The sequence below is a fragment of the Micromonospora sp. NPDC049257 genome, assembly GCF_040678915.1.
GTDB lineage: Bacteria > Actinomycetota > Actinomycetes > Mycobacteriales > Micromonosporaceae > Micromonospora > Micromonospora antibiotica.
The window spans coordinates 325,835-338,238 of record NZ_JBFAQU010000003.1 but is presented as its reverse complement, the minus strand read 5'-3'; the positions used below and the strand labels follow the sequence as shown (position 1 = coordinate 338,238).

General features: G+C 68.9%; 8 protein-coding genes. All 8 read left to right on the top strand.

Features of this window, described 5'->3' with window-relative positions; all coding sequences use genetic code 11:
• Positions 1-608: 608 nt before the first annotated feature.
• The 8 genes from rplJ to rpsG all read left to right on the top strand — a co-directional run bounded on the left by rplJ (position 609) and on the right by rpsG (position 12,386).
• A complete protein-coding gene (gene rplJ, locus AB0K25_RS07765; protein ID WP_088644793.1) occupies positions 609-1,157 on the top strand; it encodes a 50S ribosomal protein L10 in 549 nt (182 codons plus the stop codon).
• Between the two features lie 54 nt (positions 1,158-1,211).
• Positions 1,212-1,601, top strand: a complete 390-nt coding sequence (rplL, locus tag AB0K25_RS07760; RefSeq protein WP_091276487.1) for a 50S ribosomal protein L7/L12 — start codon at positions 1,212-1,214, stop codon at positions 1,599-1,601.
• Between the two features lie 587 nt (positions 1,602-2,188).
• Positions 2,189-5,620, top strand: coding sequence for a DNA-directed RNA polymerase subunit beta (locus AB0K25_RS07755; protein ID WP_208568211.1), 3,432 nt, complete (start codon positions 2,189-2,191; stop codon positions 5,618-5,620).
• Between the two features lie 119 nt (positions 5,621-5,739).
• The gene (locus tag AB0K25_RS07750) at positions 5,740-9,630 is read left to right on the top strand and encodes a DNA-directed RNA polymerase subunit beta' (RefSeq protein ID WP_208568210.1); all 3,891 of its coding nucleotides are present in this window, start codon (positions 5,740-5,742) and stop codon (positions 9,628-9,630) included.
• 128 nt (positions 9,631-9,758) lie between these two features.
• Positions 9,759-10,127, top strand: coding sequence for a hypothetical protein (locus tag AB0K25_RS07745; protein ID WP_208568209.1), 369 nt, complete (start codon positions 9,759-9,761; stop codon positions 10,125-10,127).
• Between the two features lie 519 nt (positions 10,128-10,646).
• Positions 10,647-11,069 carry a hypothetical protein gene (locus tag AB0K25_RS07740; protein ID WP_208568321.1) on the top strand — a complete coding sequence of 141 codons (423 nt, stop codon included), beginning with the start codon at positions 10,647-10,649 and terminating at the stop codon, positions 11,067-11,069.
• Between the two features lie 470 nt (positions 11,070-11,539).
• Positions 11,540-11,914, top strand: a complete 375-nt coding sequence (rpsL, locus tag AB0K25_RS07735) for a 30S ribosomal protein S12 (protein ID WP_007465318.1) — start codon at positions 11,540-11,542, stop codon at positions 11,912-11,914.
• Between the two features lies 1 nt (position 11,915).
• A complete protein-coding gene (rpsG, locus tag AB0K25_RS07730) occupies positions 11,916-12,386 on the top strand; it encodes a 30S ribosomal protein S7 (RefSeq protein ID WP_091242043.1) in 471 nt (156 codons plus the stop codon).
• The last annotated feature ends 18 nt before the right edge of the window (positions 12,387-12,404 follow it).

The window sequence follows — 12,404 nt, the reverse complement described above, 5'->3', positions numbered from 1 at the left end:
CGTGGCGGGGCGTGGTGGGGTCCGATCTGGTCCGGCGTGTCATGGCTCCGCCTGGTCCGACGCGGCCTGACGTGCGGGGTGGGGCCCGATCTGGTCCGGCGTGTCATGGCTTCACCCGGCCTACGCGGCCTGACGTGGCTGGGGTCGGCGCGGCCCTGTCCTGATCCGGCTCGACGTGGCCTGACGTGGTTGGCTCGGCGCGGCCTTCTCCTGATCCGGCTCGGTCTGGTCGGGCCGTTGTTGCTCGACCCCGCACTGCTCCCGACCTGCCGGCACCCAGCCGGGGCTGGGGGTGGGGCGAGAGGGCGGGTGGGGGCGATTTGGCGATGGGTGGACGTGTCGCGTAACCTGGGCCGGTAGTTCCACCCAGAGACCGCTGGTCACCGTGCTCCGGCACGGTCGAAGGCTCCGCGACGACGGGCGACCCGCGCAGGGCGGTAAGCGTAATACGGTTCCTCCCCGTGGTCTGCCGACCATGGTGATCGCTCCGGTCCTCGCCCCGCGCGCCCTGCGCCGGGGCTTTTTCGTTGTCGTGACGCCTTCGGCGCCGTCGCAGGGCCTTGTGCTCCCCGACGGCGACCAGCTCCGAGTAACGAGAGAGGAGGGACATGGCGGACAAGCCGATCCGGGCCGACAAGGCCACGGCCGTCGCTGAGCTGACCGAGAGCTTCCGTACCTCGGGCGCTGCGGTGCTCACCGAGTACCGTGGTCTGACGGTTTCCCAGCTCACCCAGCTGCGGCGCTCGCTCGGCAAGGAGACCACCTACACGGTCGCGAAGAACACGCTGGCAAAGCGTGCCGCGACCGAGGCGGGCATCTCCGGCCTCGACGAGCTGTTCACCGGTCCTACCGCGCTGACTTTCGTTTCGGGCGACGTCGTCGAGGCGGCGAAGGGTCTTCGCGACTTCGCGAAGGCCAACCCGAAGCTCGTCATCAAGGGCGGTGTCTTCGAGGGCAAGGCCATTTCCGCGGCCGAGGTCACGAAGCTCGCCGACCTGGAGTCCCGTGAGGTGCTGCTGGCCAAGCTGGCCGGCGCGATGAAGGGCAACCTGAGCAAGGCCGCAGCCCTGTTCCAGGCACCGCTCTCCAAGGCCGCCCGTGCGGCGGCCGCCCTGGCGGACAAGAAGCGCGAGCAGGAGGGCGCCGAGGCGGCCTGAGGCCCTCCCGGCGCACCACGTTCTTAATTTTCATTGCGAGAAAGGACGCCAGACATGGCGAAGCTCAGCACCGACGAGCTGCTCGACGCGTTCAAGGAGATGACGCTGATCGAGCTCTCTGAGTTCGTGAAGCAGTTCGAGGAGACCTTCGAGGTCACCGCCGCCGCCCCGGTCGCGGTTGCCGCTGCCGGTGGTGCCGGTGGCGCCGCCGCCGCTCCGGTCGAGGAGGAGAAGGACGAGTTCGACGTCGTCCTCGAGGCCGACGGTGGCAAGAAGATCCAGGTCATCAAGGTCGTGCGTGAGCTGACCGGCCTGGGCCTCAAGGAGGCCAAGGACGCGGTCGAGGCCGCCCCGAAGGCGATCCTGGAGAAGGTCAACAAGGAGACCGCCGAGAAGGCCAAGGCCAAGCTCGAGGGCGAAGGCGCCAAGGTCACCCTCAAGTGACCTGAGGTCGACCTCGGGTCGACCTTGGCGGGGGCCGGCTCACGTGAGCCGTGGCACACCGCAAACTGAACGGGCGGTGATCCGACAACGGATCACCGCCCGTCATGCTTGGTGACTCCGGGTATCAGTGGCGTGAGCAGGGTGTTCGCACCCGGTGCGTGATGCGGTGGGGACTCTGGCGGGTAGCCCGTCCGTGGGAAACCCGCCGAGCAGCCGGAAGCAGGCTCTTGACGTGGCCCCGACCTGCCAGGCACGCTGACACCAGCAAGACCTTCCGCGCTTGCGACGGCCACCTCTTGGGTATTGGCTGCGGCAGTACCAGCAGCCGCTGCATCCGAGCGGCCCGACAGGAACTCGCGTTCCGAGCGGCCGGTGCGACCCCGGTTTTCCGGGGTGCCGAGGCACGTTCCGCGACGACCTGCGGGATGGGCTGGACAGCGGTTAGCCTCTCGGCTACACTGCTAGTTTGCGCTGCCTTCCGACTTGACCCCTGCTCGGAAATGTCCGGTTACGGATATTTCTGGTGGGGTCATTGGAGTGCACGCGTACCAGCCGTTCTGCAGCACCGGTCCTCGGAAGGACGCATCTTGGCAGCTTCCCGCCCTGCGAAGACCAGTCGTACGTCGAGCGCTTTCGCTCCCCGCCGAGTTTCTTTCGGCAGGATCACCGAACACCTCGAGGTCCCCAACCTCCTTGCCATCCAGAACGAGTCCTTCGACTGGCTCGTCGGCAACGAGGCTTGGCAGGGCCGGTCGGCGGACGACCCGCACGCACGCTCGGGTCTCGCGGAAATCCTCGACGAGATCAGTCCCATTGAGGACTTCTCCGGCACCATGTCGCTGTCCTTCTCGGCACCGCGCTTCGACGAGGTCAAGGCCTCGATCGAGGAGTGCAAGGAGAAGGACCTGACCTACTGCGCCCCGCTGTTCGTGACGGCGGAGTTCACCAACAACACCACCGGCGAGATCAAGAGCCAGACGGTGTTCATGGGTGACTTCCCGATGATGACGCCCAAGGGCACCTTCATCATCAACGGCACCGAGCGCGTCGTGGTCAGCCAGCTCGTCCGGTCTCCGGGCGTGTACTTCTCCAAGGAGCCGGACAAGACCTCCGACCGCGACCTCTCCAGCGTCAAGGTCATCCCCAGCCGGGGTGCCTGGCTGGAGTTCGACATCGACAAGCGTGACACGGTCGGCGTCCGCATCGACCGTAAGCGCCGGCAGGCCGTCACGGTCCTGCTCAAGGCCATCGGTTGGTCCGCCGAGCAGATCCGCGAGAAGTTCGGCTGGTCCGAGCTGATGATGACCACGCTCGAGAAGGACCACATCGCCGGCCAGGACGAGGCCCTGCTCGACATCTACCGCAAGCTCCGCCCTGGCGAGCCGCCGACCCGCGAGAACGCCCAGACCCTGCTCGACAACCTCTTCTTCAACCCGAAGCGGTACGACGTCGCCAAGGTCGGGCGCTACAAGTTCAACAAGAAGCTCGAGCTCAGCGTGCCGATCACCACGGGCACGCTGACCGAGGACGACGTCGTCGCCACCGTGGAGTACCTCTGCCGGCTGCACGCCGGTGAGGACGGCTACGAGGCCGACGACATCGACCACTTCGGCAACCGTCGCCTGCGTACCGTGGGCGAGCTGATCCAGAACCAGGTCCGGGTCGGTCTCTCCCGGATGGAGCGGGTCGTCCGCGAGCGGATGACCACCCAGGACGTCGAGGCGATCACGCCGCAGACCCTGATCAACATCCGCCCGGTGGTGGCGGCGATCAAGGAGTTCTTCGGTACGTCGCAGCTGTCCCAGTTCATGGACCAGACCAACCCGCTGGCGGGCCTGACCCACCGGCGGCGGCTGAGCGCGCTCGGCCCGGGTGGTCTGTCCCGGGAGCGGGCCGGCTTCGAGGTCCGTGACGTGCACCCGTCCCACTACGGCCGGATGTGCCCGATCGAGACGCCGGAAGGCCCGAACATCGGCCTGATCGGCGCGCTGTCCACCTTTGCCCGGGTCAACCCGTTCGGCTTCATCGAGACGCCGTACCGGAAGGTCGTCGAGGGTCGGGTCACCGACCAGATCGACTACCTGACCGCGGACGAGGAGGACCGGTTCGTCAAGGCGCAGGCCAACGCGCCGCTCAAGGCGGACGGCACGTTCGCCGAGGACCGGGTGCTGTGTCGCCGTAAGGGTGGCGAGACCGAGGACGTGGTCCCCGGTGCCGTCGACTACATGGACGTGTCGCCGCGGCAGATGACCTCGGTCGCGACCGCGATGATCCCGTTCCTGGAGCACGACGACGCCAACCGCGCGCTGATGGGCGCCAACATGCAGCGTCAGGCGGTGCCGCTGGTCAAGGCGGAGTCGCCGCTGGTGGGCACCGGCATGGAATACCGTGCCGCGGTCGACGCCGGTGACGTGGTGGTGGCCGAGGTCGGTGGCATGATCGAGGATCTCTGCGCCGACTACATCACCATCCACCAGGACGACGGCCACCGCCGGACGTACCTGCTGCACAAGTTCCGCCGCTCCAACGCCGGCTCCTGCGTCAACCAGAAGCCGGTCGTCTTCGAGGGCGACCGCGTCGAGGCCGGCCAGGTCATCGCCGACGGTCCGTGCACCGACGAGGGCGAGATGGCGCTCGGACGCAACCTGCTGGTGGCGTTCATGTGCTGGGAGGGCCACAACTACGAGGACGCGATCATCCTGTCGCAGCGCCTCGTGCAGCAGGACGTGCTCACCTCGATCCACATCGAGGAGCACGAGGTCGACGCCCGGGACACCAAGCTCGGCCCGGAGGAGATCACCCGGGACATCCCGAACGTCAGCGAGGAGATGCTCGCCGACCTCGACGAGCGCGGCATCATCCGGATCGGCGCGGAGGTCGTCCCCGGCGACATCCTGGTCGGCAAGGTCACGCCGAAGGGCGAGACCGAGTTGACCCCGGAGGAGCGGCTGCTCCGCGCGATCTTCGGCGAGAAGGCGCGTGAGGTCCGGGACACCTCGCTGAAGGTGCCGCACGGCGAGACCGGCACGGTCATCGGGGTGCGGACCTTCTCCCGCGAGGACGGCGACGAGTTGCCGCCGGGCGTCAACGAGCTGGTCCGGGTGTACGTCGCCCAGAAGCGCAAGATCCAGGACGGCGACAAGCTCGCCGGCCGGCACGGCAACAAGGGTGTCATCTCGAAGATCCTGCCGATCGAGGACATGCCGTTCCTGGAGGACGGCACCCCGGTCGACATCGTGCTGAACCCGCTGGGTGTGCCGTCCCGGATGAACATCGGCCAGGTCCTGGAGACCCACCTCGGGTGGGTGGCCAAGACGGGCTGGAGCGTGGACGGCGACGACACCGACTGGAAGCGTCAGCTCCGGTCGATCGAGGCGCACGAGTCCGAGCCGGACACCAACGTGGCCACGCCGGTCTTCGACGGTGCCCGCGAGGAGGAGATCTCCGGTCTGCTCTCGTCGACCCTGCCCAACCGGGACGGCAAGCAGCTGATCGGTTCCTCCGGCAAGGCGCAGCTGTTCGACGGTCGTTCCGGCGAGCCGCTGCCCGACCCGATCGCGGTCGGTTACATCTACATCCTGAAGCTCAACCACCTGGTCGACGACAAGATCCACGCGCGTTCGACCGGTCCGTACTCGATGATCACGCAGCAGCCGCTGGGTGGTAAGGCGCAGTTCGGTGGCCAGCGTTTCGGTGAGATGGAGTGCTGGGCCATGCAGGCGTACGGCGCCGCCTACGCCCTGCAGGAACTGCTGACCATCAAGTCCGACGACGTCCTGGGCCGGGTCAAGGTCTACGAGGCGATCGTCAAGGGCGAGAACATCCCCGAGCCGGGCATCCCGGAGTCGTTCAAGGTGTTGCTCAAGGAGCTCCAGTCGCTGTGCCTGAACGTCGAGGTGCTCAGCAGCGACGGGGTGGCCCTGGAGATGCGCGAGACCGACGACGAGGTGTTCCGGGCCGCGGAGGAGCTGGGCATCGACCTGTCCCGGCGCGAGCCGAGCTCGGTCGAAGAGGTGTAGGTGGTGGCGGTGGGGGTCGGCCGATTCGTTCGGGCGGTCAGGCGTGAGTCCGACGCGAGTCGGCCGGCCCCCACCCCCGCCCGTGATCTAGCTGTACAGACGACGACATAGGGGACATAGTGCTCGACGTCAACTTCTTCGACGAGCTGCGTATCGGCCTCGCGACCGCGGATGACATCCGCCAGTGGTCGCACGGTGAGGTCAAGAAGCCTGAGACGATCAACTACCGCACCCTCAAGCCGGAGAAGGACGGGCTCTTCTGCGAGAAGATCTTCGGCCCTCAGCGGGACTGGGAGTGCTACTGCGGTAAGTACAAGCGGGTCCGGTTCAAGGGCATCATCTGTGAGCGCTGTGGCGTCGAGGTGACCCGGTCCAAGGTCCGCCGTGAGCGGATGGGGCACATCGAGCTGGCCGCTCCGGTGACCCACATCTGGTACTTCAAGGGCGTCCCGAGCCGGCTGGGCTACCTGCTGGACCTCGCCCCCAAGGACCTCGAAAAGATCATCTACTTCGCCTCGTACGTCGTGACGAGCGTGGACGCCGAGGCGCGTCACCGTGACCTCTCGACGATCGAGAACGAGATCCTCGCCGAGAAGCGGCAGTCCGAGAACAGCCGCGACTCGGAGATCGAGAAGCGGGCCGCGAAGCTCGAGGCCGACCTGGCCGAGCTGGAGGCCGAGGGTGCCAAGGCGGACGTCCGGCGCAAGGTCAAGGAGGGCGGAGAGCGCGAGATGCGCCAGATCCGCGACCGGGCCCAGCGCGAGATCGACCGCCTCGACGAGGTCCTCGACACCTTCCGCAAGCTCGACTCGAAGCAGCTGGTCACCGACGAGCTGCTCTACCGCGAGCTGCGTGACCGGTTCGGCGAGTACTTCACCGGCGGCATGGGTGCCGAGGCCATCAAGGCGCTGGTCCAGAACATGGACCTCGACGCCGAGGCCGAGAGCCTGCGCGAGACCATCCGCTCCGGCAAGGGCCAGCGCAAGATCCGCGCGCTCAAGCGGCTGAAGGTCGTCGCGGCGTTCCTGAACACCCGCAACTCGCCGCTGGGCATGGTGCTGGACTGCGTCCCGGTCATCCCGCCGGACCTGCGCCCGATGGTGCAGCTCGACGGTGGCCGCTTCGCGACCTCCGACCTCAACGACCTGTACCGCCGTGTGATCAACCGGAACAACCGGCTCAAGCGGCTGATCGACCTCGGCGCCCCCGAGATCATCGTCAACAACGAGAAGCGGATGCTCCAGGAGGCCGTCGACGCGCTGTTCGACAACGGCCGTCGGGGCCGGCCGGTCACCGGTCCGGGTAACCGCCCGCTCAAGTCGCTGTCCGACATGCTCAAGGGCAAGCAGGGCCGGTTCCGGCAGAACCTGCTCGGCAAGCGCGTCGACTACTCCGGCCGTTCGGTCATCGTGGTCGGCCCCAAGCTGAAGCTGCACCAGTGCGGCCTGCCCAAGCAGATGGCGCTGGAGCTGTTCAAGCCGTTCGTGATGAAGCGGCTGGTCGACCTCAACCACGCGCAGAACATCAAGTCCGCCAAGCGGATGGTCGAGCGGCAGCGCCCGGTCGTGTGGGACGTGCTGGAAGAGGTCATCGGCGAGCACCCGGTGCTGCTCAACCGCGCGCCGACCCTGCACCGCCTGGGTATCCAGGCGTTCGAGCCGCAGCTGGTCGAGGGCAAGGCGATCCAGATCCACCCGCTGGTCTGCACCGCGTTCAACGCCGACTTCGACGGTGACCAGATGGCGGTGCACGTGCCGCTGTCGGCCGAGGCCCAGGCCGAGGCGCGGATCCTGATGCTGTCGTCGAACAACATCCTCAAGCCGGCCGACGGCAAGCCGGTCACCATGCCCACCCAGGACATGGTCATCGGTCTCTACCACCTCACCCACCTGACCCCGGGTGGCATCGGTGAGGGTCGGGCGTTCAGCTCGGACGCCGAGGCGCGGATGGCCTTCGACGCGGGCGAGCTGCACCTGCAGACCCCGGTCAAGATCCGGTTGCGGGACGTGATCGGTGTCGACAACGGCAACGGCGGCGAGCCCTGGGTCGCCCCCGAGGGCTGGGTCGAGGGTCAGCCGCTGACCGTGGAGACCACGCTGGGGCGGGTCCTGTTCAACGAGACGCTGCCGCAGGGCTACCGGTTCGTGAACTACGAGATCCGCAAGGGCCAGCTCTCCGCGATCGTCAACGACCTCGCCGAGCGCTTCCCGAAGGTGGCGCTGGCCGCCACCCTGGACGGGCTCAAGGAGGCCGGCTTCCACTGGGCCACCTGGTCCGGCGTCACCATCGGCATGGAGGACGTCATCGCGCCGCCGCGCAAGGCGGAGATCCTGGCGAAGTACGAGGCGGAAGCCGACCGGATCGACAAGCAGTACCAGCGTGGTCTGATGACCGCCGAGGAGCGTCGCGGCGAACTCATCGAGATCTGGACCAAGGCGACCAACGAGGTCGCCAAGGAGATGGACACCGCGCTGCCGCAGGAGAACCCACTGTGGAAGATGATCAACTCGGGTGCCCGCGGTAACCTGCTCCAGCTCCGGCAGATCGCGGCGATCCGTGGTCTGGTGGCCAACCCGAAGGGCGAGATCATCCCGCGGCCGATCAAGGCCAGCTACCGGGAGGGTCTGTCCGTGCTGGAGTACTTCATCTCCACCCACGGTGCCCGTAAGGGTCTGGCCGACACCGCGCTGCGTACCGCCGACTCGGGTTACCTGACCCGTCGTCTGGTGGACGTCTCGCAGGACGTGATCATCCGCGAGGAGGACTGCGGCACCGACCGGGCGATCCCGATGCAGATCGGCGAGCGTCTGGAGGGTGGCCGGCTGGTCGTGCACGAGCACGCCGAGACCAGCGTGCACGCCCGTACCCTGGCCGACGACATCAAGGGGCCGGACGGCACCGTGGTGGCCCACCGGGGTCAGGACATCAACTCCATCGGGGTCGACAAGATCGTCGCCGCCGGGGTGGAGACGGTCCGGGTGCGCAGCGTGCTCACCTGCGAGTCGAAGCTGGGCGTCTGCGGTGCGTGCTACGGCCGCTCGCTGCCGACCGGCAAGACCGTGGACGTCGGCGAGGCGGTCGGCATCATCGCCGCCCAGTCGATCGGTGAGCCGGGTACCCAGCTGACGATGCGTACCTTCCACACCGGTGGCGTCGCGGGTGAGGACATCACCCAGGGTCTGCCGCGTGTGCAGGAGATCTTCGAGGCCCGGATCCCGAAGGGCAAGGCGCCCATCGCCGACACCCCGGGTCGGGTCCGGATCGAGGACGGCGAGCGGTCCCGCAAGATCATCGTGGTGCCCGACGACGGCAGCGAGGAGATCGTCTATGACAAGATCTCCAAGCGGGTCCGGCTGCGGACCCACGACGGGGACCACGTCGCGGTCGGCGAGAAGCTCACCGAGGGCACCATCGACCCGCACGAGCTGCTGCGGATCATGGGTCCGCGGGCGGTCCAGGTCCACCTGACCCAGGAGGTCCAGGAGGTCTACCGCTCGCAGGGTGTGCTCATCCACGACAAGCACATCGAGATCATCATCCGCCAGATGCTCAAGCGGGTGACGGTCATCGACTCCGGCTCGACCGAGTTCCTGCCGGGCGTGCTGGTCGACCGGGCGCTGTTCGAGTCGGAGAACCGCCGGCTCGTCGGCGAGGGTGGCGAGCCCGCCGCCGGTCGTCCGGTGCTGATGGGTATCACCAAGGCCTCGCTGGCCACCGACTCCTGGCTCTCGGCGGCCTCCTTCCAGGAGACCACCCGGGTGCTGACCGACGCGGCGATCAACTCGCGCAGCGACTCGCTGGTCGGCCTCAAGGAGAACGTGATCATCGGTAAGCTCATCCCGGCCGGTACCGGCATCAGCAAGTACCGCAACGTCCGGGTCGAGCCGACCGAGGAGGCGAAGGCCAAGGTCTACTCGATGACCGGCTACCCGGAGACCGACTACGGCTTCGGGCCGGCCAGCGGCCAGGCAGTTCCGCTGGACGACTTCGACTTCGGGTCGTACCGCTGAGCAAGCTCTGACGAAGGCCCCCGGCAGCACGCCGGGGGCCTTCGTCGTTTCCGGGGCCCGGCGGGACCCGCCATCGGGCCCGCCGGGGGAGTGCCCGGTACGGCCGTCGGCCGGGCATGATGGTGGGCATGACGACCGCTGCGGGGCAGGTGCCGGTGGCGCACCAGCCGCCACGTCATCCACTCGACCCCGACCCGGTGCGCGCCACGAAGGCGCGGGCCGTCTTCGCGCTCGGGCTGATCGGGGCGTTGACCGGGCTCTTCGTCGGTGGGGTGGTGCCCGCCACGATCGCCCTCCAGTTGGCCCGGCAGGCCCGCCGGGAGGCGTACGCCTCGGGTGGTTTCCTCACCGGCGCGGCCTGGCTGCGGCGGGGGGAGCGGTTGGCCTGGGCGGGCCTGGTGCTGGTCGCGGTCGCGGTGGTGACACTGGTGGTGATCGGCGTGGTCCGGCTGGCCGGGTCCCCCTACGGGCAGGACTTCGCGCCGAACGTCGACTGACCCGTCGGGGTGATGATCCGGCAGGGGGCACCCGCGGTGCGCGGCGGCGGTAGCCTGGCCGGTGTCCGTCGCGTGACGGTGGACCCCACATCGCGACAGGAGGACCCCGTGACGGAACCGGCGCCGCCGTCGGGAGGCGACCCGGGCGGACCGCCCGCCGGCTCCCCGGGTCCCGGCAACGACTCCGGGGCACCCGACCGGCCCGATCCGTGGTCCGCCGGCCCCTGGGGGGCACCGTCGGTCCCCGGGCCCGTCCACGGCACCGGCATCCCGCCGGAGGCCGCTCCGATCGGGTACGCCCCACCGCCGGTCCAGCCAGCCCCCTCCGCCGCCGGGCCGTTTCCGGCAGTTGGCGGATCACTGCGGGGCCCGCTGTCCCACCCACCGCCGGGCGGCGCCTACCCGGGGCCGGGTGGGTCGTATCCCGGGGCGGGGTCGTCGGGGATGTCGCCCGGGTCGTACCCGGGACAGCCGGCCGGGGCGGGCTGGCCGGCGTCCTCGGGGCACCGACCCGGGCCGCTGCCCCCACCGCCACCGGACGCCCCGCGCCCCCCGAAGCGGGTCGAACCGGTCCCCGGCACACCCTTCGCGGTGGTCCACCTCGACGTTCCGGCGGTCACCTCCGGCCCGGCGGTGGGGTCGCTGATCGCCGGGGTGGTGTCGATCCTGGTGTCGTTCCTGGTGATCTGCTTCGGGGTCGGGGGGGCGCAGCTCGGCGGGGCCTGGGCGGCCGGCGCGTTCACCGTGCCGGGCGCGCTGGCCGGCGCGGCGGCGATCGTCGCCGGGTTGCTGGCCCGTCGGCAGATCCGTCGGGCCGCGCCACCGCCGGCGGTGCGGTTCACCGGTCGGGGCCTGGCCACGGCCGGGATCAGTTGTGGCGGGGTGGGGCTGGTGCTCAGCCTGCTGGGGTTGGGGCTGGCGTTGCTGGTGCAGCTGGCGTGACCCCCGTCGCCCGGGGGTGACGGGCTGCGGCACGCGGCAGCCGGTACACTGGAGGTCCTAGGGGCCCGCCACGGGCGAGCAGCCAGGGCGTACGGCGTGGCCGACGGGGATCTGAGACCCGGCGGACCAGCCCGTTTTGACCTGCGAGGCTGTGGTAGGTACTCTTTCCCCTTGCGCCCGGGCATGCCCGGGCAACTCGTGCGTGCGCGGGATCCGGATCGGTCCGGAGATCACGCGGCCGTACGACACAGCCCAGGACCCGGCGTGCGGACGACCACGCGCCGGTGACAGAAATCCGGTGCGCGCGCGAGCGACCGCGCTGGAACCGTGAATCGGGCGACACGCCCGACCGCGGGTGCCGGGACTTCCGTGAGGTGGTCCCGGTCGGAATGTAGGAGAGTCGGCCATCAGGTCGGCTAACGAGCAGACGGCGCGGTCGCGTGAGCGGCCGAAGGGAGCGGAGAAACCCGGTGCCCACCATTCAGCAGCTGGTCCGAAAGGGCCGCCAGGCCAAGACGACCAAGACCAAGACCCCGGCGCTGAAGGGATCCCCTCAGCGGCGCGGTGTGTGCACCCGCGTGTACACCACCACCCCCAAGAAGCCGAACTCGGCGCTCCGCAAGGTCGCTCGTGTCAAGCTCAGCAGCCAGATCGAGGTGACCGCCTACATCCCGGGCGTGGGTCACAACCTGCAGGAGCACTCGATCGTGCTCGTCCGCGGCGGCCGGGTGAAGGACCTCCCCGGCGTGCGTTACAAGATCGTCCGCGGTTCGCTGGACACCCAGGGTGTCCGCAACCGCAAGCAGGCGCGCAGCCGTTACGGCGCGAAGAAGGAGAAGAGCTGACATGCCGCGTAAGGGACCCGCTCCGCGGAAGCCGCTGGTCGCTGACCCGGTGTACAACTCGCCTCTGGTCACCCAGCTGGTCAACAAGATCCTGATGCGCGGTAAGCGTCAGCTCGCCGAGCGCATCGTGTACGCGGCCCTGGAGGGCTGCCGCGAGAAGAGCGGCACCGACCCGGTCGTCACCCTCAAGCGGGCGATGGACAACGTCAAGCCGACCCTGGAGGTGCGCAGCCGCCGGGTCGGTGGCGCCACCTACCAGGTGCCGGTCGAGGTCCGCCCGGCCCGCGCGACCACCCTCGGTCTGCGCTGGCTGGTGACCTACTCCAAGGCCCGCCGCGAAAAGACCATGATCGAGCGGCTGATGAACGAGCTGCTGGACGCGAGCAACGGTCTGGGTGCCGCCGTCAAGCGGCGCGAGGACACCCACAAGATGGCGGAGTCCAACAAGGCCTTCGCGCACTACCGCTGGTAACAGCCTGGTTCCGGCGCC